Annotated in this window: 21 protein-coding genes; 5 read left to right on the top strand and 16 right to left on the bottom strand. The window is 31.9% G+C overall.

The features are described from left to right. Nucleotides 1-102: 102 nt before the first annotated feature. Nucleotides 103-1,254: a glycoside hydrolase family protein gene (locus tag H9I45_RS13950; RefSeq protein ID WP_140422761.1), complete on the top strand. Its 1,152-nt coding sequence runs from the start codon at nucleotides 103-105 to the stop codon at nucleotides 1,252-1,254. A 178-nt stretch (nucleotides 1,255-1,432) separates the two neighbouring features. Here the strand turns inward: H9I45_RS13950 and H9I45_RS13945 are convergent, their stop codons facing one another. Both H9I45_RS13945 and rsmG read right to left on the bottom strand, forming a co-directional pair. Then, nucleotides 1,433-1,618: a hypothetical protein gene (locus H9I45_RS13945; RefSeq protein WP_088354515.1), complete on the bottom strand. Its 186-nt coding sequence runs from the start codon at nucleotides 1,616-1,618 to the stop codon at nucleotides 1,433-1,435. Between the two features lie 120 nt (nucleotides 1,619-1,738). Then, complete coding sequence (gene rsmG / locus H9I45_RS13940) at nucleotides 1,739-2,368, bottom strand: 16S rRNA (guanine(527)-N(7))-methyltransferase RsmG (protein WP_088354516.1); 630 nt, start codon at nucleotides 2,366-2,368, stop codon at nucleotides 1,739-1,741. A 123-nt stretch (nucleotides 2,369-2,491) separates the two neighbouring features. Between rsmG and H9I45_RS13935 the strand changes: the two genes are divergently transcribed. Both H9I45_RS13935 and H9I45_RS13930 read left to right on the top strand, forming a co-directional pair. After that, nucleotides 2,492-3,583 carry a fatty acid desaturase family protein gene (locus tag H9I45_RS13935; RefSeq protein ID WP_088354517.1) on the top strand — a complete coding sequence of 364 codons (1,092 nt, stop codon included), beginning with the start codon at nucleotides 2,492-2,494 and terminating at the stop codon, nucleotides 3,581-3,583. 39 nt (nucleotides 3,584-3,622) lie between these two features. After that, nucleotides 3,623-4,810, top strand: coding sequence for a pyridoxal phosphate-dependent aminotransferase (locus tag H9I45_RS13930; RefSeq protein WP_176397577.1), 1,188 nt, complete (start codon nucleotides 3,623-3,625; stop codon nucleotides 4,808-4,810). Between the two features lie 328 nt (nucleotides 4,811-5,138). Here the strand turns inward: H9I45_RS13930 and H9I45_RS13925 are convergent, their stop codons facing one another. The 14 genes from H9I45_RS13925 to H9I45_RS13860 all read right to left on the bottom strand — a co-directional run bounded on the left by H9I45_RS13925 (nucleotide 5,139) and on the right by H9I45_RS13860 (nucleotide 21,317). Then, complete coding sequence (locus H9I45_RS13925; RefSeq protein ID WP_088354518.1) at nucleotides 5,139-5,351, bottom strand: hypothetical protein; 213 nt, start codon at nucleotides 5,349-5,351, stop codon at nucleotides 5,139-5,141. Nucleotides 5,352-5,577: 226 nt separating this feature from the next. Continuing rightward, nucleotides 5,578-7,488 (bottom strand): cell division protein FtsZ, encoded by a 1,911-nt coding sequence (gene ftsZ / locus H9I45_RS13920; protein WP_088354519.1) that lies wholly within the window; start codon nucleotides 7,486-7,488, stop codon nucleotides 5,578-5,580. Between the two features lie 69 nt (nucleotides 7,489-7,557). Further along, nucleotides 7,558-8,904 (bottom strand): cell division protein FtsA, encoded by a 1,347-nt coding sequence (ftsA, locus tag H9I45_RS13915; protein WP_088354520.1) that lies wholly within the window; start codon nucleotides 8,902-8,904, stop codon nucleotides 7,558-7,560. Between the two features lie 6 nt (nucleotides 8,905-8,910). After that, nucleotides 8,911-9,636 (bottom strand): cell division protein FtsQ/DivIB, encoded by a 726-nt coding sequence (locus H9I45_RS13910; RefSeq protein ID WP_088354521.1) that lies wholly within the window; start codon nucleotides 9,634-9,636, stop codon nucleotides 8,911-8,913. After that, the gene (murC, locus tag H9I45_RS13905; protein WP_254712596.1) at nucleotides 9,626-10,924 is read right to left on the bottom strand and encodes a UDP-N-acetylmuramate--L-alanine ligase; all 1,299 of its coding nucleotides are present in this window, start codon (nucleotides 10,922-10,924) and stop codon (nucleotides 9,626-9,628) included. The genes H9I45_RS13910 and murC overlap by 11 nt, the downstream gene beginning before the upstream one ends. A gap of 165 nt (nucleotides 10,925-11,089) precedes the next feature. Continuing rightward, nucleotides 11,090-12,187: an undecaprenyldiphospho-muramoylpentapeptide beta-N-acetylglucosaminyltransferase gene (murG, locus tag H9I45_RS13900; RefSeq protein ID WP_088354523.1), complete on the bottom strand. Its 1,098-nt coding sequence runs from the start codon at nucleotides 12,185-12,187 to the stop codon at nucleotides 11,090-11,092. Between the two features lie 72 nt (nucleotides 12,188-12,259). Continuing rightward, nucleotides 12,260-13,444 (bottom strand): FtsW/RodA/SpoVE family cell cycle protein, encoded by a 1,185-nt coding sequence (locus H9I45_RS13895; protein WP_088354524.1) that lies wholly within the window; start codon nucleotides 13,442-13,444, stop codon nucleotides 12,260-12,262. A gap of 123 nt (nucleotides 13,445-13,567) precedes the next feature. Further along, nucleotides 13,568-14,902 (bottom strand): UDP-N-acetylmuramoyl-L-alanine--D-glutamate ligase, encoded by a 1,335-nt coding sequence (murD, locus tag H9I45_RS13890; protein WP_088354525.1) that lies wholly within the window; start codon nucleotides 14,900-14,902, stop codon nucleotides 13,568-13,570. Then, the gene (mraY, locus tag H9I45_RS13885; protein WP_088354526.1) at nucleotides 14,903-16,129 is read right to left on the bottom strand and encodes a phospho-N-acetylmuramoyl-pentapeptide-transferase; all 1,227 of its coding nucleotides are present in this window, start codon (nucleotides 16,127-16,129) and stop codon (nucleotides 14,903-14,905) included. 1 nt (nucleotide 16,130) lies between these two features. Beyond that, nucleotides 16,131-17,597, bottom strand: coding sequence for a UDP-N-acetylmuramoyl-L-alanyl-D-glutamate--2,6-diaminopimelate ligase (locus H9I45_RS13880; RefSeq protein ID WP_088354527.1), 1,467 nt, complete (start codon nucleotides 17,595-17,597; stop codon nucleotides 16,131-16,133). A 1-nt stretch (nucleotide 17,598) separates the two neighbouring features. Continuing rightward, nucleotides 17,599-19,560, bottom strand: coding sequence for a penicillin-binding protein (locus tag H9I45_RS13875; protein WP_088354528.1), 1,962 nt, complete (start codon nucleotides 19,558-19,560; stop codon nucleotides 17,599-17,601). 59 nt (nucleotides 19,561-19,619) lie between these two features. Further along, nucleotides 19,620-19,946, bottom strand: coding sequence for an FtsL-like putative cell division protein (locus H9I45_RS13870; protein WP_088354529.1), 327 nt, complete (start codon nucleotides 19,944-19,946; stop codon nucleotides 19,620-19,622). A gap of 11 nt (nucleotides 19,947-19,957) precedes the next feature. Further along, nucleotides 19,958-20,863, bottom strand: a complete 906-nt coding sequence (gene rsmH / locus H9I45_RS13865) for a 16S rRNA (cytosine(1402)-N(4))-methyltransferase RsmH (RefSeq protein ID WP_088354530.1) — start codon at nucleotides 20,861-20,863, stop codon at nucleotides 19,958-19,960. Next, the gene (locus H9I45_RS13860) at nucleotides 20,850-21,317 is read right to left on the bottom strand and encodes a division/cell wall cluster transcriptional repressor MraZ (RefSeq protein ID WP_088354531.1); all 468 of its coding nucleotides are present in this window, start codon (nucleotides 21,315-21,317) and stop codon (nucleotides 20,850-20,852) included. The genes rsmH and H9I45_RS13860 overlap by 14 nt, the downstream gene beginning before the upstream one ends. 209 nt (nucleotides 21,318-21,526) lie before the next feature. On the opposite strand from H9I45_RS13860, the gene H9I45_RS13855 reads away from it, so the two are divergent. Beyond that, the gene (locus H9I45_RS13855) at nucleotides 21,527-22,291 is read left to right on the top strand and encodes an alpha/beta fold hydrolase (protein ID WP_088354532.1); all 765 of its coding nucleotides are present in this window, start codon (nucleotides 21,527-21,529) and stop codon (nucleotides 22,289-22,291) included. A gap of 43 nt (nucleotides 22,292-22,334) precedes the next feature. Further along, nucleotides 22,335-22,946 (top strand): ribosome biogenesis GTP-binding protein YihA/YsxC, encoded by a 612-nt coding sequence (gene yihA / locus H9I45_RS13850; RefSeq protein ID WP_088354533.1) that lies wholly within the window; start codon nucleotides 22,335-22,337, stop codon nucleotides 22,944-22,946. Nucleotides 22,947-22,950 lie beyond the last annotated feature (4 nt).

The following is a 22,950-nucleotide window of genomic DNA, read 5'->3' as shown; positions in this document are numbered from 1 at the left end:
TGCTTAAAAAAATCTAAATTCGCTACTTGTGCTGAACTTGTTTCAATAACTAATTAAAATGTAATCGTAAAAGAATTGTTAAAATTTAAAACATAATAAAGTATGAGATTTGTTACACATAGAATTCTAGTTATTGTTAGTATAATCCTTTTTTTTGCATGTTCGGAAAAAGAAGTGAAGATGTATCAATCTACTGAAGAATCACTTCCTTCAGTTTCGCGGGAGTTTGTTAATAATCTTGAATATTTAGGAGTAGTTCTCGACAGACCAGATTATTACACTTGGGGAACTTCTGTTGTTCAAGGTGAAGATGGCAAGTTTCACATGTTTGCTTGTCAATGGAATACAAAACATGGTTTTTCGGCATGGAGTGTTGAGTCTGAAGTAAATTATTTCAAAGCTGATAAGCCAGAAGGTCCCTACCAATTTGTAAAGACAATTTTAAGCGCAAGACCTGGTGGAAATAAAGAAGGTGAATGGAATCAATACACAGCTCATAATCCTGAGGTAAAAATTATAGATGGAAAATATGTTTTAACTTATATTTCATACCCTGAAAAAGGAGCTATTTCGGATGGGAAAATTGGAATGAAAATTGCTAAGAATCCAGAAGGCTCATGGCAAGATGTTGGGATGATTATGCAGAAGTCTTCAGAACCTGGTTACCCATCCTACAAAAGTTTGCGAGGAACTGACAATAATTCACTTATTAAATATCATGATAAATATTATTTGTTTTTTATGTACAACCCACGAAATGTACCAATGAAAAAAAATATAGGTAGTAATCATGATAATACTTCATTAGGAGTCGCAGTTGCTAATAATCTTGAAGGCCCATACATTGAACAAGTTGGATCTGCATTTGCTTCTCCAGCTGGAAAAAAAGTGGAAGACCTCTGTGCATTTGTAAATGCAGATGGTATTGTCTCAGCTACTATGTGCGATAATTTTGGTATGTATTCTGCAGATGGAGGTATATATATGGAAATGGATTTAGGACATTTTGAAAGAACAGGAGAGGTTTTAATGGTTCCAAAATCCATTGCATGGGAAACTCGTCCAAAATTGTTTCCAAATCAAGATTTTTCTAAAGGAAAGACAGTTTATGGTGCAAACAAATTTGAGCGACCAAAAATTATTAAAGTTGATGGAGTTCCATCTTACATGTTTTTGCCTAGCGGCTTTAATGCAAAAGGTAATCCTTGGACAGTACTTCATGGATTTAAAATACACAAGAAAAAACAAAAATAATAGCCTCAAAATATCAAATATGAACATTGTAGTAAGGAAAAAAATATTTGTAAATTGAAAAAAATGAGTTCCGAAATCGGCTACTATTCTTATTCCAACAGTTAGCAAAAATAAAAAACAGAAATCTAAATAGGATTTCTGTTTTTTATTTATAAATATTTTTTCAAAAAGCTAAATCTTAAGCCTCATCTTTAGTAGTTCTCACCAAGCTAATTCCATAAGCAAAAAAGATAAAACCTAAAATACCAAATACAATCATAGATGTAATTTCTCCACCACCCTGTAAAACCATGTACCCTGTGTAAATTAATCCTATAATTCCTAATGTGGTTAATACTGCTCCAAATGTTCTTTTTAAATTCATTTTCTTCTTTTTTATTAGTTGAAAAGTAAAACTATAAAAAAGAAAGGAAACAACTAAATATCAACATCGTATGAACAACAAATTATAGTATATGAGTCTAAATTTAAGGTTTTTGAGTAACTACCCCTTAAACTTCATTCCCAAATGCACTACTTTTTTAGTCTCAAAAAACTCTTCATCAAAATAATCAGGTAAATCGTAAATCGTGGCAGAAGTATAGATTTTTAATTCTTCCGTTAAATCGCCACCTTTTAAATATAGAATTCCGTTTTTAATATCGTGATTCTGTTTTTTATTGATTTTTCCTCTTGTCCAACCTACAAAAGTTTCCATTTGTGCTACTGCTCTACTTACAATAAAATCGTAGGTATCTTTTACTTCCTCTACTCTTCCATTGGTGGTTTTAACATTTTCTAAACCCAAACCAGCCACAACTTCATCCACCACTTTTATCTTTTTTCCGATAGAATCTACCAAATGAAACTGAGTTTCAGGAAATAAAATTGCCAATGGAATTCCAGGAAAACCTCCTCCAGTACCAACATCCATAACTTTAGAACCCGGTTTAAAATTTACAATTTTAGCGATTCCTAAAGAATGTAAAACATGACGCAAGTATAACTCGTCGATATCTTTTCTCGAAACAACATTTATTTTCAAATTCCAATCTTGGTACAACTCTTGTAACTTACTAAACTGTTGAATTTGCGTTTCTGATAAATTTTTAAAATATTTGTGAATAATATCCATCTATATAAGGTTTGAAATGCAAAAATAGTTATACTTAACAAACAATTAGCAACAAAAGCTGACGTTTATCATACAAAGCAAATTCAAAAAGATTATTTTTGCAACTTATTATTAAAACAATAAATGAAAACAATAAATTTTTCCAGAGTAGATAAAGCCAAATTCTTTAGAACTCTAAATAAAAGAGTAAATAATTATTTTAAAGATAATAACCTAAAAAGAACAGGAAACTGGAAATTGTACACCAAAGCAATTATTATGTTTTCTCTTTTCTTAATTCCTTTTATTTTAATATTAACGGTTTCTATGCCACAATGGGTTATGATTTTGTTGATGGTCGTTACAGGAATTGGAATGGCTGGTGTTGGTATGAATGTAATGCACGATGCAAACCACGAGTCTTTTTCTAAAAGAAAATGGGTAAATAAATTAATGGGAAGTAGTATTTACATCCTTGCAGGAAACGTTTATAATTGGAAAGTACAACACAATGTTTTACACCACACATTTACAAATGTAGAAGGCCATGATGAAGATATAGATGCAGGTAGAATTATCCGTTTTTCCCAACATTCTTCTTGGTTACCAATTCATAAAATTCAAAAATATTATTCGATATTTTTATATGGTTTATTAACCATAAACTGGGCAATTACTACAGATATTAAGCAAATGCACAGTTATTTAAAAAGAAAATTATCTTATGGTAAATTTCCAAACCCAAAAGTAGAATGGACAAAATTGGTAATTTCTAAAATTGTGTATTACGCACTTTGGATTGTTTTACCTTTATTAGTTTTAGACGTTGCTTGGTGGAAAGTTTTAGTAGGTTTCTTTGTAATGCATTATACAGCAGGTATGATTTTAAGTTTGGTTTTTCAATTGGCACACATTGTACCAAACACAGAAATGCCACTTCCAGACAAAGACGGAAATTTAGAACACACTTGGGCAGTCCACCAATTATACACCACCTCTAACTTTGCGCCTACGAATTGGTTGGTAAACTTCTATACAGGAGGTTTAAATCATCAAGTTGAACATCATATTTTTCCACACATTTCTCATGTACATTATAATAATTTAGCTAAAATTGTAAAAGAAACAGCACAAGAATTTAATTTGCCTTATAACGAATATAAAACAATGCGTAAAGCAGTTGTGGAGCACTTTAGACACTTAGGCGTTTTAGGTCAAAAGCCAGAATTGGCATAACTTTTACAATTAAATAGTAAACAATTACACGATTACACAATGAAACATCCATTATCGGACAGAATTAACAGTTTACCAGTTTCTCAAACTTTAGCAATGGCTGCAAAAGCGAGAGAATTAAGAGCAGAAGGAAAAGATATTATTGGTTTAAGTTTGGGAGAACCAGATTTTAATACGCCAGATTTTATTAAAGATGCTGCAATTGAAGCAATCAATCAAAATTACAATTCGTATTCTCCAGTAGATGGTTATGCAGAATTAAAAGAGGCGATTTGCGTAAAATTTAAACGCGATAATAATTTAGACTATAAACCAAGTCAGGTTGTGGTTTCTACAGGAGCAAAACAATCTATTGCAAACATTGCACAGGTTTTATTAAACCCAGGAGACGAAGTTTTATTACCAGCACCTTATTGGGTAAGTTACTCTGCTATTGCTATTTTGTGTGAAGCAAAGTATGTAGAAATTCCTTCATCAATAGAGAACGATTTTAAAATTACACCAGAACAATTAGAGGCAGCAATTACACCAAAAACAAAAATGGTGTTTTTCAATTCGCCAAATAACCCAAGTGGAACTATTTATTCTGAAGAAGAATACAGAGCTTTAGCAGCTGTTTTAGAAAAACATCCACAGATTTATGTTTTGTCGGACGAGATTTACGAACACGTAAATTACGATTCAAAACCATTTAGTTTTGCTGCAATCGAAAGTATGTATGACAGAACAATTACTGTAAACGGTTTGGCAAAAGGTTTTGCGATGACTGGTTGGAGAATTGGTTTTATTGGAGCACCAGAATGGATTGCAAAGGCGTGTACAAAAATGCAAGGGCAAATTACATCTGGTACAAACTGTATCGCTCAAAGAGCTGCCATTACAGCTGTTTTAGCGCCAGTTGAAAAAATTCAATATATGGTAGACGAGTTTAAAACTCGTAGAGATATTGTAATTGGTTTGCTTAGAGAAATCGATGGTTTTAAAGTAAATGTTCCTGAAGGAGCTTTTTACGTTTTTCCAGATATTTCTGCATTCTTTGGTAAAACAATCAATGGGACAAAAATTAATAATGCAAGCGATTTTTCTTTGTTTATCCTAGAAAATGCCAATGTTGCAACAGTAACAGGAGATGCCTTTGGTACACCAAACTGTATCAGAATTTCTTATGCAGCATCCGAATTACAAATTCGTGAAGCAATTAAAAGAATTAAAAAAGCGTTGAGTTAAAACCTCAAACTTAAATCTATATAAAAATCCATCTTTTTTAAGGTGGATTTTTTTTGTTTTGGGCGTGTCCTTTCAGGTCAGGCTTTTCGCACTCGCTTTTTTTCTAAAAAGAAAAAAGAGCTCAAACAATTGCTACAATCCTTCACGCAAGCTTGTTTGCCAAACAATTATTTAATCGAGGATATTTAATTCTTTTCTAAAAGCTAATAAAAAAGACCTCACAAGTTTTAAAAACCTGTGAGGTCTAAATTACAATTTCTCTAATCTATAGAAAGAGAATAAACTCTTTCTAGCATATGGAGTGGTTTTTGGGTTGATTGTGTACTCCTTAGAAAGAAATCATAATAATAGCAATTGCAAAAAGAGAAACTCTTAAAACAACGCCTATTGGACTTTCAATACTTTCCTGATTAAAAATAGAATATTTTACATTCGATAAAGATTCCGATTTTGCTGTTGCAAATCCGCCTTTAATATCTTGTTTATAAGCAGATGTTAAAATTCCTCTTTCTAATTGTGTTGGTGTAGTTGATGCTTTCATAATAGTATATATTAAAATATTTTTGGTTTGTTTATTATACTTAGAAGACGATAGAAAAAACAAAACGTTACACTTTAAAATTCTAAATAAATTACCAAAACTTGGTTTTTGTAGGGTTCATGGTTTACGACAATTGGAAAAAAAAGTAAAAATAATTTTATAAAAACAACAAAACCACATCGTTTTAAGATGTGGTTTTGCTTTTTTAAGTAATTTTATTGAGAAATTAATCTACATTATCATGTAAAAAAGAGTTATTAGATTTAAAATCTATTTGGTCGTCTTCTTTTTTAATAGCTGTTTTAGATTGGCTAATTGGCGCATTTACATTCAAATCTACACCTTGTCTTTTATATGCTGGCTGACGCTCAATTTCATCTATATTTTTATTTAACTGATCGTTAAATTTATAGTTGAAACCTTTCATTTTGTTTCGTCTTTCTTCAGCTCTCTGCTGAAGTTCCGTAATTGTTAAATCTAAAGGAGAAACTTCTTCACTTCTAGTTTCAATTTGGTTTATTTCCGCTTGTGGAGTTGCCGTTTTTAATTCAAAACGAATTTCTTCCTCTTCAACAACTGCTTTATTCTCCATAATATGAGAACTTTTTCCAATGGTTGGTTTTGCATCAAAATCTTCTAAAACGTATCTTTTTTCAACTTCAGCTTCAACCTTTATTTCTTCTGGTTGCGAAACTTCAATTTCATTTACAATTTTTTCTTCTTCATTCAAATCGAATTTAATTTCTTCATCTTCATTTACTTCAGTATAAGAATTTAAAGGCAAATCAAATAATAAATCTGCTTGCATTTGTAGAGGCTCTTCCTCCACTTCTTCCTCTATAACTGGAGTAACATCTGTAATAATAAAATCGTCATCAGAAACACTTTCTAAAGAAATTTCATCATAAGAAACAGGCATATTCGCAATAATTTCCGAAGTTGGAATCAATTCCATTTGAGGAGAATTTGGCTTTGTAACTGTATCTACATCATCTTCTAAGGTATGTACAATTTTCTGCTCTGGTGTGTTAGAAATTGGCTGATCTAAAGTCGGAGATTTTGTAATTGTTTTCTCACTAAAATCGTAAGTCGCTTTTTGCTCGTCCTCTAAAGTGTGCACAATTTTCTTAACTTCTGTATTTGTAATTGTACTTTGTTGATCGGCTGCAAAACCAGTTGCAACAATCGTTACAGCAATTGCATCTCCCAACTCTTCATCTTCTCCAATACCCATAATAATGTTGGCATCGTAACCAGCTTCATCTTGTATAAAGTCGTTTATTTCTCCTATTTCATCTAAAGTAACTTCGTTAGTTCCAGAAACAATTAATAACAATACGTTTTTAGCGCCAGTAATTTTATTATCGTTTAATAATGGAGAATCTAACGCTTTTACAATTGCAGTTTTTGCTCTGTCTTTACCTTCTTCTTTTGCAGAACCCATAATTGCAGTTCCACTGTTAGAAAGTACCGTTTTTGCATCATGCAAGTCAATATTTTGCTTGTAGTGATGTGTAATTACTTCCGCAATTCCACGAGAAGCAGTAGATAAAACCTCATCTGCTTTCGAGAAACCAGCTTTAAAACCAAGGTTTCCGTAAACTTCACGTAATTTATTATTGTTAATTACAATTAAAGAATCTACATTTTGTCGCAGTTGATCGATTCCTAATTGTGCTTGTTTTGAACGTCTTCTACCTTCGAAAGCAAATGGCATTGTTACGATTCCAACCGTAAGAATATCCATATCTTTTGCGATTTTCGCAATTATTGGTGCTGCTCCAGTTCCAGTTCCACCTCCCATTCCTGCAGTAATAAATACCATTTTTGTTTGGGTATTTAACATTTGCTGAATTTCTTGCATACTTTCTTTGGCAGCTTGTGCTCCAATTTCTGGGTTTGCTCCTGCTCCTAAACCTGAAGTTAAGTTGGCACCTAACTGAATTTTGTTAGGAACTGGACTGTTCTCCAAAGCTTGGGAATCTGTATTACAAATTACGAAGTCTACACCTCTAATTTGTTGTGTGTACATGTGGTTTACTGCGTTGCTTCCTCCACCACCAACACCAATTACCTTAATGGTGTTCGATTGCGTTTTAGGCATGTCAAATGAAATGTTATCGAATTCTGCGCTCATAATAACGTAACTTTATATTTTAATATTTTTTTCTTTTTAATCTTGAACTTTAAATACTGAATTTTGAACTTATTCAGCGTTATCCAAAAAATCTTTTAATCCTTCTGTAAATTTTTCGAAAAACGATTTCTTCTTTTTCTTTTTTGGTTTTGGTGCTTCTTCAACAATTGGTGGTTTTTCTTCTTCCGAAGTTTCAACATTTTCAACCTCCATAATTTGTTCAATCGCTTCTTCTATTTCTTCCTCTTCTTTGGTGTGTCTGTTTAAACCTTCCATTAACAAACCAACTGCTGTTGCATAAGCTGGGCTTGACAATAAATCATCTGAATCTCCTGCCAAATGTTCGTTTGGAAAACCAATTCTTGCATCCATTCCAGTAATATATTCTACTAACTGACGTAAATGCTTTACTTGAGAACCTCCACCAGTTAACACGATTCCTGCAATTAATTTTCCTTTTTGGGTTTCGTGTCCGTAATTTTTTATTTCTAAATACACATGCTCAATTATTTCTTGAACTCTAGCATGTATAATTTTTGATAAATTTTTAAGCGTAATTTCCTTTGGTTCTCTTCCTCTTAAACCTGGAATAGAAACGATTTCTGTTTCTTTGTTTTCTCCTGGCCAAGCAGAACCAAACTTAATTTTCAATAATTCAGCTTGTTTTTCTATAATTGAACAACCTTCTTTAATATCGTCTGTAATTACATTTCCTCCGAAAGGAATTACTGCTGTATGACGAATAATACCGTCTTTAAAAATTGCTAAATCTGTAGTTCCACCTCCAATATCTATTAATGCAACTCCAGCTTCTTTTTCTTCTTGACTTAAAACTGCATCTGCAGAAGCCAAAGGTTCTAAAGTGATATCACTTAAACCCAAACCAGAACTTTTTACACAACGTCCAATATTTCTAATGGAAGAAACTTGCCCAACAACTACATGAAAATTCGCTTCTAAACGACCTCCATACATACCTATTGGCTCTTTAATATCTGCTTGAGAATCTACCTTAAATTCTTGTGGCAATACATGGATAATTTCTTCTCCAGGCAACATCACCAATTTATGAACTTGATTCACCAAATTCTCGATATCTGTCTCGTCTATAACCTCGTCTGCATTGTTTCTCGTGATATAATCTGAATGATGTAAACTTCTTATATGCTGCCCAGCAATACCAACCACAACATCTTCAATTTTAACTCCAGACACACTTTCTGCTTCGTCTACAGCTTGTTGTATCGATTGAATCGTTTGTGTAATATTACTTACAACTCCACGTTTTACACCTAAACTTTTCGCTTTACCAATACCAACAACTTCAATTTTGTCATATTCGTTTTTACGACCAATCATGGCAACAATTTTGGTTGTACCAATGTCTAAACCAACAGCTATTTTATTGTTTTCCATTTTGACTTATTTTGTGCACACAACTTGGTTGTGATATTTTACATTAATGCTTTTATAATCTTGAATCGTTTTGTCTTTAAATGTCGTGTTGTAAAATGCTTTTAACTTCTTAAATTTCACTTCAACATCACTTAATTTTCCAAAATCGATTTTATAATTGCCGCTTCTTACGGAAAATTCGTACTCATTCATGTCAGATTTTTGAATTCCGACTATTTCTTTTTGCAGAAAATTATCTGCTAAAATATAGCGAACCAAAGGCAAAATCTCTTTTACATCTTCTTCGCCTTTAACACCAGAAACAAGTAATACTCTTGCAGAATAATTACTAGACAAAGGTACTTTTACCCCTTGTTTATCAACATAATAAGAATCATTATCTGTAATAATTCTTACAATTGGTGTACGTTGTTTTATGGTAGACTTTAACACTCCATTTATGCTTAAAAAAACTGCTGCTTTTTCCACATAAGGATTTTTGGATACGTTATTCTCTAATTTGTATAAATCTATTACAGATTTTGCTTGGTTTTTCACAGTCGTGTCATTTTGTATTAACAATTTATTAACCATGGCATGTGTTAGAAAATTATTGTCTCCAGCCTCAAATTCAACTTCAATTTTAGATACTTTTTTTCGCTCATTTCTCTCTGAAGAAAAACTATATAAAAAAGTTAAACATATTGTTAACACTACAAATAATAGATATTTCAGTAACCTTTTAAACTTCATTTTCTTGGGGTTTTAAAAGTTCGTTTGTTACTTCATTTACCAACACTCCAATATCGCCTGCACCTAACATAACCACTACATTTGCAAATGAATTTTTAATATCTTTTACTAAATTATTTTTTTGAGTCATTTTTTTATGCGCGCCTTCAATTTTTTCTAACAGCCAATTGGAAGTAACTCCCGAAATTGGTTCTTCTCTTGCTGGATAAATATCTAACAGCAATACTTCATCAAATTTTGATAAAGCAACAGCAAAATCGTCCACAAAATCTCTCGTTCTTGAAAATAAATGTGGTTGAAAAACGACCAAAATTTTTTCTTTCGGATACATTTCTCTCACAGCATTTTCTACTGCATTTATCTCTGTTGGATGGTGTGCATAATCGTCTATCAACACAAAATTTGCTGATTTAATTTTATACGAAAACCTACGTTTTACTCCTTTAAAACTTCCTAATCGTTGTTTTATTATTGTTGATGATACTCCATAAACATCTGCCATTGCAAAAGCAGCTAAAGCATTCATAACATTATGATTTCCTGGTAAATGGAATTCAATATTATTTATAATTTCTGATGGTGTTTGTACATCAAATACATATTTTCCTTCTTCAATTTTTAAATTGAAGGCTTTGTAATCTGCATTTTCTTCAATTGCATAAGTCAAACCGTTTAAAGGCAATCCTTTTGCAACAATTAAAGTATCTGAAACTTTATTTGCAAACTCTATAAACGATTCTGTTAAGGCTTCTGGTTTTTCGTAAATATCTAAATGATCTGCATCCATAGAAGTTACGCAAGCAATATTGGGACTCAATTTCAAGAAAGACCTATCAAATTCATCTGCCTCTACAACACTTATTTTATCTTCTCCTAAGATTAAATTCGAATTGTAATTTTCTGAAATTCCACCTAAAAAAGAAGTTGCTTTTACTTCCTCCATGATATGTCCTAAAATACAAGAAGTAGTTGTTTTTCCATGTGTACCTGCAGCTGCCAAGCAAAATGTAGTTTCAGTTATTAAACCTAAAACTTCTGCTCTTTTTAAAATTGTAAAATTATTATTCTTAAAATAATTTAATTCACTATGATTTTTAGGAACTGCTGGCGTGTAAACAACCAATGTTTTCTTTTTATCTATAAACGAAATAGGAATATTTTTTACAGCATCTTCAAAATGAATTTCCACACCCAAATCTCCCAAATCTTTCGTGATTTGAGAAGGCGTTTTATCGTAACCAGCAACTTGCTTTCCATTCATAGCGAAGAAACGTGCAATTGCACTCATTCCTATGCCACCAATTCCGATGAAATATATACAAGCCCATCCTAAATCCTTCCCAAAGGGAAGGACTTTCGCACTCTTGCTAATATTTTTATTACTGTTATTCATACTTCTTTCTAATTATCCAAACTACTTTTTCCACAACCGTGTTTCTTCCCTTTGGGAAGATTAAGATGGGTTTATGAGTTTTTCAACCTCGTCTACAATATCTTTTGTGGCACTTGGTAATGCCAATTCATTTATATTTTCTGATAAACTTTGTTGTTTACCAATGTCTTTTAATAAGCTTTCGAAAACTACAGAAAACGTTTCTAACTCACTTTCTTTAACCATTAAAGCAGCATGTTTATCAACAATAAACTTTGCATTTTTTGTTTGATGATCTTCAGCCACATTTGGCGATGGAATAAAAATTACAGGTTTTCCAACGATACACAACTCCGAAACAGAACTTGCACCAGCTCTTGAAACTATAAAATCTGCAGTTGCATACGCTAAATCCATCTTGTTTAAAAAAGCATGCACTTGTACATTTTTATGATTGTTGTATTTTTTATACTCATCGAAATACAGTTTTCCACATTGCCAAATGACTTCAATATTTTGCTTTTCAAAAAAAGTTAAATTATCTTCTACTAACTGATTTATTTTACGTGCCCCTAAACTTCCTCCTAAAACCAATAATGTTTTTTTACTTTTATCCAATTGATAAAAATCGGTTGCAGCTTGTAACTTGGAATGAATCGTTAATAAATCTTGTCTAACTGGATTTCCTGTTTTTATAATTTTATTTCCTGGAAAAAATCGTTCTAAATTATCGTATGCGACACATATTTTCTGAACTCTTTTTCCCAATAACCTATTTGTAATTCCTGGAAAAGAGTTTTGCTCTTGAATTAATGTTGGTATTTTTCTTCTGTTTGCCATAATTAATGTTGGCCCACTTGCAAAACCACCAGTTCCAATTGCAATATCTGGTTTAAATCTTCTAATAATTCTTCTTGCTTTCCACAAACTATCAATCAGTTTAAAAGGAAAACTTGCATTTTTTCTTGTTAATTTTCGTTGTATTCCAGAAATCCATAATCCTTCTATTTCATAACCCGCTTGTGGAACTTTCTCCATTTCCATCTTATCTTTAGCTCCTACAAATAAAATATTTGCCTCTGGATAACGTAACTTTATCTCATTTGCAATCGCAATTGCAGGATAAATATGCCCACCTGTTCCACCTCCAGAAATTAATATGTTAATCGATTGTTTCATACCCACTTTTCTATTTTTATATTTTGGAGGTATGTAACACTCATTGTATTTTTTCTATTTGATATTTCCATTTTAGTCCAGTGTTTCATGTAAAATATCTAAAGGATTATCATCTAAAATATCTTCTTCTGTTTCCTCTTTGGAAGCGCTTACACTTAAAATCATTCCTAACGCAAAACACGTCATCCAAATAGAAGTTCCTCCACTACTAATTAGTGGTAAAGTTTGTCCTGTAACTGGAAATATATTTGTGGCAACTGCCATATTAATTGCCGCTTGAAAAACAATAGGACAACCCACTCCAATTACTAATAAAGTTCCAAAAATGGTAGTTGTTTTTTTTAAAACTATAAATATTCTGAAGAGTAATAAAAAATAAACTCCTACTAATAAAATAGCTCCAACCAAACCATATTCTTCAACAATTATTGCATAAATAAAATCGGATGAAGATTGTGGTAAAAAGTTTTTCTGAACACTTTTACCTGGACCAACACCAATTGTACCTCCTGTTACAATCGCAATTTTGGCTTTTTCAACTTGATAAGCATCTTTACCTCCTTCTTGTGAAAAATTTTCGATTCTATTTTGCCATGTCTGCACTCTATTTGGCATTGCATCTGGAAACGCTTTGGCTATTAACACAAAAAAAGCAAGTGCTAAAATTCCTGCTCCAACAATAATTCCAATATATTTTAATGGATAACCTCCAATAAAAGCGACTACCAATATCATAAAAAAGATAATTGCGGTTGTAGAAAAGTTAGCTGGTAATATTAAAATTAACAACAAACTTACTGGCAACCATAATTGCAATAAACTTTCTTTAAATTTTATTTCTTTTTCTTTATTTTTAGCTAAATATCTTGCTACATACACCATTAAAACCAATCCTGCTAAAGTGGATGTTTGAAAGCCAATTCCTCCAATACGAATCCATCTACTAGCATTAGCACCTCCAATTGTAGTTCCTTGAGATAATGTAAAAATCAGCAATACAAATACAACTGGTAACATTAACACAGAACCACCTGAAAAATATCGATAAGGAATTTTATGAACTCCATAAATAATTAAAAAACCAAAAATTAAAAGAGCTGCGTGTTTTGCCAAATGACCCAAAGTAGATCCATTACCAACTACATACACCAAGTTTGTACTTGCGCTATACACAGGCATAAATGAAAATATAGCCAGAGCAGCTACAATAGCCCAAATGGTTTTATCTCCTTTTATATGTTGAAAAATAGTTTTCATTAGCCTCTCTTAATCTCTCCAAAGGAGAGAAACACTCTTGTGTTTTATTGTATTTTTATCTCTTTTTAATTAACCTCAAATCCACTAACTCCTTCCCTTTATGAAGGTTAGGATGGGCTTTTCCTAAAGACTTCTAACCGCCTTTTTAAATTGACGACCTCTATCTTCATAATTTTCGAATAAATCGAAACTTGCACATGCTGGAGATAATAAAACTGCATCTCCTTTTTCTGATAATTTATGAGCCACCTTAACTGCTTCCTCTGCACCTGCAGTTTCTACAACAATATCAACCACGTTGCCAAACGTTTGAATTATTTTCTCATTATCCAATCCTAAACACACAATTGCCTTTACTTTTTCTCTTACTAATGGCAATAAATCATTATAATCATTTCCTTTATCTACACCTCCAACAATCCAAACTGTTTGCTTATCCATACATTCTAACGCATAAAAAGTTGCGTTAATATTTGTTGCTTTAGAATCGTTTATATATTCTACTCCATAGACTTTTGCAACGTTTTCTAAACGATGTTCTGCGCCCTCAAAATCTTCTAAGCTTTCCTTAATGGTTTGCTTTCTTACTTTTAATAATTGTGCAGCCATAGCAGCAGCCATAGCATTTTTTGTATTGTGTTTCCCTTTGAGTGTTAAAGCTGATGTTGGCATGTTAATTTTATCTTTGTTAAGGTTGATAATTATATTGTTGTTTTTTATAAACGCCCCATATTCCAACTCCTTTTCGAGTGAAAACGGAACTAATATTGCTTCTGTTTTATTTTTTGATAACCAATTATTTATTGCTTCGTCATCTGCATCGTAAATTAAATAATCGGTTGCTTTTTGATTTTTAGTTATTCTAAATTTTGAATTGATATATTTATTAAAATCGTACTCATACCTGTCTAAATGATCTGGTGTAATGTTCGTAATTATGGCAATATGTGGACGGAATTCCTCAATTCCATCTAACTGAAAACTACTTAACTCTAAAACGTAGTTTTCGTAAGACTTTTCTGCAACTTGCTGCGCAAAACTATCTCCAATATTTCCTGCTACTCCAACATTTAAACCTCCATTTTTTAAAATATGATGCGTTAACAATGTTGTTGTTGTTTTTCCATTTGAACCAGTAATTCCAATAATTGTAGCATCTGTAAATTCAGTTGCAAATTCAATTTCAGAAATTACTGGAATTGATTTTTCTTTCAATTTTAAAATCAATTCAACTTTATCTGGAATCCCAGGACTTTTCATCACAACAGCCGCATTTAAAATCTTGCTTTCTGTATGATTTTTTTCTTCAAAATCTATTTTATGATGTAAAAGAACTTCTTTATATTTTTTTGATATTTCACCTTTATCAGATACAAAAACATCAAATCCTTTTTGCTTCCCTAAGATTGCGGTTCCAACGCCACTTTCTCCTCCACCAAGAATTACCAATCTTTTCATTTATCTTAATTTCAACGTAACTATTGTTAGTGCCGCAAGCATAATTCCTACAATCCAAAAACGAACAACAATTTTACTTTCGTGATAACTTAATTTCTGATAATGATGATGCAATGGAGACATTCTGAAAATTCTTCTTCCTTCGCCGAATTTCTTTCGAGTGTATTTAAACCATGAAACTTGCATGATTACTGATAAGTTTTCAACCACGAAAATTCCTGCTAAAATTGGAAGCAATAATTCTTTACGAATGGATATCGCAATTACAGCAATAATTCCACCAATGGTTAAACTTCCAGTATCTCCCATAAAAACTTGTGCTGGATAGGTATTATACCAAAGAAAACCAATTAATGCTCCTGCAAAAGCAAGAATAAAAACCGTCATTTCTCCAGAATTCGGAATGTACATGACATCTAAATAATCTGCAAAAACAATATTTCCAGAAACCCAAGCAAAAACAGCGAGTGTAACCACCATAATTGCAGATGAACCTGCTGCCAAACCATCTATTCCGTCAGTTAAATTTGCTCCGTTAGAAATTCCTGTTACAATAAAAACTACGATGAATATGAAAACAATCCACCCATATTTTTCGTAACCTTCTCCTAAAAAACTTAATGCTTTTGAATAATCTAATTCGTTATTTTTGAAAAAAGGAACTGTTGTTTTTGTTGATTTATGTGCTTCTCCAAAAACTTTTACTCTTCCATTTTTTTGAACAATTTGTTGCTCTACTGGTAATTGCTCTTTTATAACTACATCATCATTAAAATAAAGCATAGAACCCACTATAATTCCCAAACCAACTTGCCCTAAAACCTTAAACTTACCACTTAAACCTCCTTTGTCTTTTTTGAATACTTTTATATAATCGTCTAAAAAACCGATTAACCCCATCCAAACTGTGGTAATTATTAAGATATTTACATAAATATTATCGAGTTTCGCCAATAAAAGCGCTGGTATTAAAGTTGCAAAAATGATAATTAAACCACCCATTGTTGGTGTTCCAGCTTTTTGCACCTGACCTTCTAAACCTAAATCTCTAATAGATTCTCCAACTTGTTGCTTGCTTAAATAATTGATTATTCTTTTTCCATAAATCGCACTAATTAATAGCGATAATAGAAAAGCAGCTGTAGCCCTAAATGTTATAAACTGAAACAAACTTGCTCCAGGAAAATTAAATTGACTTTCTAAATATTCGAATAAATTATACAGCATTCTATTTCTTTTTTAGTTGATTGAAACATTTTTCTATTTCCTCTAAATCATCAAAATGAGTTCGAATACCATCTATTTCTTGATAATTTTCATGTCCTTTTCCTGCAATCAAAATAATATCTCCAGTTTCAGAAAACTTACAAGCTGTTTTTATGGCTTGTTTTCTATCTAAAACCGTAATTGTTTTTTTATAGTTTTCTGGCGAAACCCCAGCTTCCATCTCATCTAAAATCGTTTGTGGGTTTTCTGTTCTTGGATTATCCGAAGTAAAAATTGCCTGATTGCTTAATTGCGAAGCAATGTGTGCCATTTTTGGTCTCTTCGTTTTATCTCTATCTCCTCCACAACCTACAACTGTATATAATTTTTCGTTTCCAGTTCTAATATCGTTAATGGTTTCTAATACATTTTTTAATGCATCTGGAGTATGTGCATAATCTACAATTGCAGTAATTCCATCTTCAGAAATAATGTATTGAAAACGTCCACTTACGCTTTCTAGCTCACTAATTATCGTTAATACTTCTAATTTCTCTAAGCCTAATAATTCTGCAGTTGCAATAATTGCAGTTAGGTTGTAGATGTTAAAAACACCTATTAACTTTGTCCAAACTTCTGTATTATCTACAGATATTAAAGTTCCGGAAAGTTGCTTTTCTAAAACTTTCGATTTAAAATCTGCCAAAGTTTTTAAAGCATAGGTTACTTTTTTTGCTTTGGTGTTTTGCAACATAAAATCACCATTTTTATCATCGATATTTGTTAATGCAAAAGCTGATTTTGGTAAAGCATCAAAAAATAATTTTTTTACATCTCTGTATTCCACAAAAGTTTCGTGATAATCTAAATGATCGTGTGAAAGATTTGTAAAAATTCCTCCTGAAAAAGTTAAGCCAGCTGTTCTTTTTTGATGAATTCCATGAGAACTTACTTCCATAAAACAGAATTCTACACCAGCATCAATCATTTGATCTAGATAACTATTTATCGTAACAGAATCTGGAGTAGTATGTGTTGCCTTAAATTCAACTTCATCTACTAAAACTTTTACTGTAGAAAGCAAACCAACTTTGTAACCCGCTTTTTTAAATAATTGATATAAAAGTGATGCTACTGTTGTTTTTCCATTTGTGCCTGTAACTCCAACTAATTGGATATTTGCTGAAGGATTATCATAAAAATTAGAAGACATAATTGCCAAAGCTTCATTTGCATCTGCAACTTGAATGTAAGTAATTCTCTCTTTTTTATCAGCAGGAAAATCTTCACAAATAATTACAATTGCACCTAAAGAAATTGCTTTGTCGATGAATAAATGCCCATCTACAGAAACTCCTTTTTGAGCAATAAAAACATCATTTTCTTCAACTTTTCTTGAATCGAAAACAAGACTTTTTATCGCAATATTTGTATCACCAAATACTTGATTTATAGAAACCTTATATAATATGTCTTTTAAATTCTTCAGACTATGATAATTTTAAAGTAATTGTTTTTCCTTTTTCTAATTTCTCTCCTTTGTTTAAAGATTGAGATTGTACTTTTCCAACTCCAGAGATTTTCACTTTTAATCCCATATTTTCTAAAAGTGAAACTGCATCCATTCCAGACATTCCTTTTACATTTGGAACTTCTGTATAATTTTTATTTAACTTAGTATTGTATGCTGTAAACTCCTTTTCTATCTCTGCAAACTGAACTTTATCGTCCACAGACTGATTGTCAATTGGAGTTGTTGTATAAATTTTCTGAGCAATTTCTTTAAAAACAGGTCCAGCAACTGTTGCTCCATAATATCCCTTTTCCTTTTTCGGATCATGGATTACCACAATACAAGAATACTTAGGTTTATCCGCAGGAAAAAAGCCCGCAAATGAAGCCACATAATGTTTGTTAGAATACCCTGCATTAACAGTTTTACCATTTTCATCTATATGTTTTGGCAAATATTTTTTAGCAGTTCCAGTTTTTCCAGCCATTGAAAAATTTGGGGAATAAATATTATCTGCAGTTCCCTTAATAACCACATTTTCCATTACTTTTCGAATTTTCTTCAACGTTTCTTCTGAAGCGATTTGAGGATTTACAATTTCTGTTTCAAAAACTTTCTCCGTTTTTTCTTGCCTTCTTAATTCTTTTATAAAACGTGGCTTTACCATTACTCCATTATTGGCGACTGCATTGTAAAACATTAAAGTTTGCATTGGCGTTACTGAAATTCCATAACCCCAAGACATCCATTCTAGGGAAATTTTATTCCATCTTTTATCTGATGGTTTTGGCACAACAGGCATCCCTTCCCCTTTAATTTGAAAACCAATTGGTTTTGTAAAACCGTAAGAAGCTACTTTTTCGATAAATTTTTCTGGCTGATGATCATAATGTTTCTGAATTAATTTAACAATACCAACATTCGAAGAAACTTCAAAAACTCTCGCTGCAGAAATTTTACCATAACCTCCTCTATGAGAATCTTCTACTTTAGAACCATGAATAAAAATTCTTCCTTTTTCAGTATCTACAACTGTGGAAGTATCTATTTTTTTATCATCCAAAGCAGCCATTAAACTCGCTAACTTAAATGTAGAACCTGGTTCGTGACTTTCCCAAACCGCATAATTTCTTTTTTCGAAATACTTCCCTTTCGAGGTTCTTCCTAAGTTAGAAATTGCTTTTATTTCGCCAGTTTTAGTTTCCATAACTACTGCACAACCATGATCTGCTTCGTAATACTCTAACTGAGCCAACAAAGCATGGTGTGTAATATCTTGAACATTAACATCTATTGTAGTAATAATGTCATGACCATCAATTGGCTCTTTTTCGTTGTAATCGCTAATTGGTTTCCATTGGTTTTTTGCAATCTTCTGAACCCATCTTAGTCCATTTTCTCCTTGCATATAATCCGCAAAAGCTCCTTCAATACCAGCCTCTCCTCTAAAATCGTCGTAACCAATTGTTCTCTCTGCAATTTTACCAATTGGATGCGCACGCTCTGTTCTATGTTTTGCTATAAAGCCACCTTTGTAAACTCCCAATTTAAAAATTGGAAATTTCTTCATCTTTAAATAATCTGTGTAACCAATATCTCTTGCTATTAAAAAATAGCGTCTTTTTCTGTTTTTAGCATTTCGTAATCTCGATTGATGATATTTTACAGAATTCCCCATCATTTTCGAAAGCTCCTTAGACAAACCAGCTATATTTTCCTCAAAAACTTTACTATCCACAGTTACCAAATCCATATAAATATTAAATTTAGACATCGAAGTTGCCAACAGGTTTCCGTCTGAAGCGTAAACATTTCCCTTATTTGCGTAAATAGTATCTGCTCTACTCGTAAGCTCAGTTGCTAACTTTCTGTATTTATCTCCATGAGCATATTGCAGATTAAAAACACGAAATATAACAGCCAACAATAAAAGCGTCATAAAAGCAGCTACCAAGTAGAATTTTGTAAGTATGCTTTTTTTATGAGTTGCCAATTTGCTTATTTTTTATAGGTTACTTTTATTTTTTTTGGTGGGGTTTCCGAAGGTTTCAACCCTCTAGCTTTTGCTTTTTCTCTGATATTAGATTCCATTTTCATTCTCATTAAAATGGTTCCTATATCTACATGCTCTGCTCTTAACTCTCTTTTCAACTTATTCAGTTCGGAAATTTTATATACTTTTTTTTCTGCACTGTGCCCCATTGAAATCATAATTAACAGAAGTGCAACAACGAAAATGATAATTCGCCAATTTTTAAAAGCAGATTCATCTGTAAGAAAACTGCCTCGCAAAAAACTGTAAATACCTTTTCTAACTTTAGACATTTTCTATTAAATTACTTTTTTACTCTTAAAGTTGCAATTCTTAATTTAGCGCTGCGAGCCCTGTTGTTTGTGTTAACTTCCTGTGGGGTAGGCACTATTAACTTTCCAACTTTCTGTAACGGTTCACTTGTGTTTCCAAAAAAATCTTTTTCAGGCTCGCCACTAAACATTCCTGTTCTTATAAATCTTTTTACCAATCTATCTTCCAAAGAATGGTAAGAGATAACACTCAATCTCCCTTCTTCTTTTAACAAATTTGGTGTTTGCTCTAAAAATTCTTTTAAAACATCTAACTCTTCATTTACTTCAATTCTTATTGCTTGAAAAATCTGAGCCAATATTTTATGCTCTTTTGCATTTGGTAAATAGCGTTTTAAAACTGTCTTTAACTGAAAACTAGTTTCAATTTTCTCTTTCTCTCTTTCCTCTACTATTGTTTTTGCTAGGTTTCTGGAATTTCTCAATTCTCCATACATAAACAATATCTCCGCAAGTTTTTCTTCTGAATAAGTATTTATTATTTCTTGTGCAGAAACTTTCGACTTCTGATTCATTCTCATATCCAAATCACCATCAAAACGAGTCGAAAACCCTCTTTCTGCTTCATCAAATTGATGAGAAGAAACTCCTAAATCCGCTAAAATTCCATCAACTTTTTTTATTCTATGAAACCTTAAAAATCTAGATATGAATCTAAAATTTTCTGGAATCAAAGTAAAACGCTCATCATCAATTACATTACCTAAAGCATCTGGATCCTGATCGAAACCAAACAATCTTCCTTTCTCTCCTAATCTTTTCAAAATTTCTCTTGAATGACCTCCACCACCAAAAGTGACATCTACATACACACCATCTTCTTTGATAGCCAATGCATCTACGCTTTCTTGCAATAAAACTGGATTATGATAATTCATCGAAATCTGTATTTCCCATTACTTCTTCTGCTAAATCTGCAAAATCTACTGCAGCATCGTCAATCGCTTTTTCGTACTTGTCTTTATCCCAAATCTCAATAATATTTACTGCAGAAGACAATACCACTTGTTTTTTAATTGACGCAAACTCACACAAATCTTTCGGAATTAAAATTCTTCCAGTTGCATCGAATTCCACCATTTTTACACCAGCTGTAAACCTTCTAATAAAATCGTTGTTCTTTTTTACGAAACGGTTTAGCTTATTTATTTTCTCCATCATCAAATTCCACTCTTTCATGGAATACAACTCTAAACATGGCTGAAAAACAGCTCTCTTAATTACAAAACCCTCATTTAAAACTGGTTGCAACTGCTTCTTTAGAGCTGATGAGAACATCACTCTACCTTTAGCATCTGCCTTACATTCGTATGTACCAATTAAATTAATCACGTAAAAACTTAGGTTTTAATAAGAATCAAAAATATATAAAATTTACCACTTTTTACCACTTTTTACCACATTGTTAATAAATATTTCTATTTTTGATTAAATTGACATATTTAACAGCTTAAAAAATGAATGTCAGCGATTTACGAAAACGTTAACTATGTAATAAAAAAGAATTACATTTGCGTTTAAGTGAAATGAAAAAAAAATCAATGACTGACCAGTTAAAAACCGAAGGGAAATTTACATATGCAGAGGCTGGAGAGGGACCTGCAATCATTGTTTTACATGGGTTAATGGGTGCTTTAAGTAATTTTGGAGCAACTTTCGATCATTTTTCTAACAATGGATATAACGTTCTAATTCCTGAATTACCATTATATTCTTTACCTTTATTAAAGACCAATGTTAAACACATGGCCAAATTTCTATATGACTTTATTGAATATAAAAATTTAAAAAATGTTATCCTTCTAGGAAATTCCTTAGGTGGTCACATTGGCTTATATTTTACAAAACATTACCCAGAAAAAGTTGGTGCTTTGGTATTAACAGGAAGTTCTGGCTTGTATGAAAAAGCAATGGGAGATAGTTTTCCTAAGAGAGGAAACTACGAATATATTGAAGAAAAAACTAAAGCTGTTTTTTACGATCCTGCAATTGCAACCAAAGAATTGGTAGACGATGTTTTTAAAATTGTAAATGATAGAAGTGCTGTTATTAGAACTTTATCGATTGCAAAAAGTGCAATTAGACATAATATGGCGAACGATTTGCCAGATATGAAACAACCAACTTGCCTTATTTGGGGAAAACAAGACACAGTTACCCCTCCTGAAGTTGCTGTAGATTTCGATAAATTATTACCAGATTCAGATCTATTTTGGATTGATAAATGTGGACATGCTGCAATGATGGAAAGGCCAGAAGAATTTAATAAGATTCTTTCTGACTGGTTTACTTCAAGAAAAATATAATTCTCTCAACGAGAAATTTTCAAAAAAAATTGAACATAGTAAGATGAAAATTAGATCTGCAGACTTTGTAATGAGTAACAGTAATGTTACGAAAGCGCCAAAAGACAGAAAACCAGAATACGCTTTTATTGGGCGTTCTAATGTAGGTAAATCTTCTCTTATTAATATGTTAATGGAGCGAAAGGATTTGGCAAAAATCTCTGGAAAACCTGGGAAAACGCAACTTATAAATCATTTTTTAATTAATGATGAATGGTTTTTGGTAGATTTACCTGGCTATGGATATGCACAAGTTTCAAAAAAGAAAAGAGTTATTTTTCAATACTTTATAGAAAACTACTTCAAGGAAAGAGAACAATTGGTTTGTACATTTGTACTAATTGATTCTAGGCACGATCCTCAAAAAATTGATCTAGAATTTATGCAATTTTTGGGTGAAAACCAAATTCCGTTTTGTATTGTTTTCACAAAAGCAGATAAATTAGGGAGCTCTAAATTAAACAAACAGATTACTTCTTACAAAAAGAAATTACTTAATACTTGGGAGACTTTGCCAACAACATTTTTAACTTCTTCTTCTACTGGACTTGGTAGAAAAGAATTTTTAGAATTTATTGATGGTGTAAATGAAGATGTTGCCAAAGATTTTAAATAATCGA

The sequence above is a fragment of the Polaribacter haliotis genome, from assembly GCF_014784055.1.
Classification (GTDB): domain Bacteria; phylum Bacteroidota; class Bacteroidia; order Flavobacteriales; family Flavobacteriaceae; genus Polaribacter; species Polaribacter haliotis.
The sequence above is the reverse complement of the archived record's forward strand: the minus strand, read 5'-3'. Positions and strand labels throughout refer to the sequence as shown.

Bases quoted from the DNA above. Each gene is read 5' to 3' on its own strand.
- H9I45_RS13950 (WP_140422761.1), top strand. From the start codon at position 103: ATGAGATTTGTTACACATAGAATTCTAGTTATTGTTAGTATAATCCTT.
- H9I45_RS13945 (WP_088354515.1), bottom strand. From the start codon at position 1,618: ATGAATTTAAAAAGAACATTTGGAGCAGTATTAACCACATTAGGAATT.
- rsmG (WP_088354516.1), bottom strand. From the start codon at position 2,368: ATGGATATTATTCACAAATATTTTAAAAATTTATCAGAAACGCAAATT.
- H9I45_RS13935 (WP_088354517.1), top strand. From the start codon at position 2,492: ATGAAAACAATAAATTTTTCCAGAGTAGATAAAGCCAAATTCTTTAGA.
- H9I45_RS13930 (WP_176397577.1), top strand. From the start codon at position 3,623: ATGAAACATCCATTATCGGACAGAATTAACAGTTTACCAGTTTCTCAA.
- H9I45_RS13925 (WP_088354518.1), bottom strand. From the start codon at position 5,351: ATGAAAGCATCAACTACACCAACACAATTAGAAAGAGGAATTTTAACA.
- ftsZ (WP_088354519.1), bottom strand. From the start codon at position 7,488: ATGAGCGCAGAATTCGATAACATTTCATTTGACATGCCTAAAACGCAA.
- ftsA (WP_088354520.1), bottom strand. From the start codon at position 8,904: ATGGAAAACAATAAAATAGCTGTTGGTTTAGACATTGGTACAACCAAA.
- H9I45_RS13910 (WP_088354521.1), bottom strand. From the start codon at position 9,636: ATGAAGTTTAAAAGGTTACTGAAATATCTATTATTTGTAGTGTTAACA.
- murC (WP_254712596.1), bottom strand. From the start codon at position 10,924: ATGAGTGCAATTGCACGTTTCTTCGCTATGAATGGAAAGCAAGTTGCT.
- murG (WP_088354523.1), bottom strand. From the start codon at position 12,187: ATGAAACAATCGATTAACATATTAATTTCTGGAGGTGGAACAGGTGGG.
- H9I45_RS13895 (WP_088354524.1), bottom strand. From the start codon at position 13,444: ATGAAAACTATTTTTCAACATATAAAAGGAGATAAAACCATTTGGGCT.
- murD (WP_088354525.1), bottom strand. From the start codon at position 14,902: ATGAAAAGATTGGTAATTCTTGGTGGAGGAGAAAGTGGCGTTGGAACC.
- mraY (WP_088354526.1), bottom strand. From the start codon at position 16,129: ATGCTGTATAATTTATTCGAATATTTAGAAAGTCAATTTAATTTTCCT.
- H9I45_RS13875 (WP_088354528.1), bottom strand. From the start codon at position 19,560: ATGACGCTTTTATTGTTGGCTGTTATATTTCGTGTTTTTAATCTGCAA.
- H9I45_RS13870 (WP_088354529.1), bottom strand. From the start codon at position 19,946: ATGTCTAAAGTTAGAAAAGGTATTTACAGTTTTTTGCGAGGCAGTTTT.
- rsmH (WP_088354530.1), bottom strand. From the start codon at position 20,863: ATGAATTATCATAATCCAGTTTTATTGCAAGAAAGCGTAGATGCATTG.
- H9I45_RS13855 (WP_088354532.1), top strand. From the start codon at position 21,527: ATGACTGACCAGTTAAAAACCGAAGGGAAATTTACATATGCAGAGGCT.
- yihA (WP_088354533.1), top strand. From the start codon at position 22,335: ATGAAAATTAGATCTGCAGACTTTGTAATGAGTAACAGTAATGTTACG.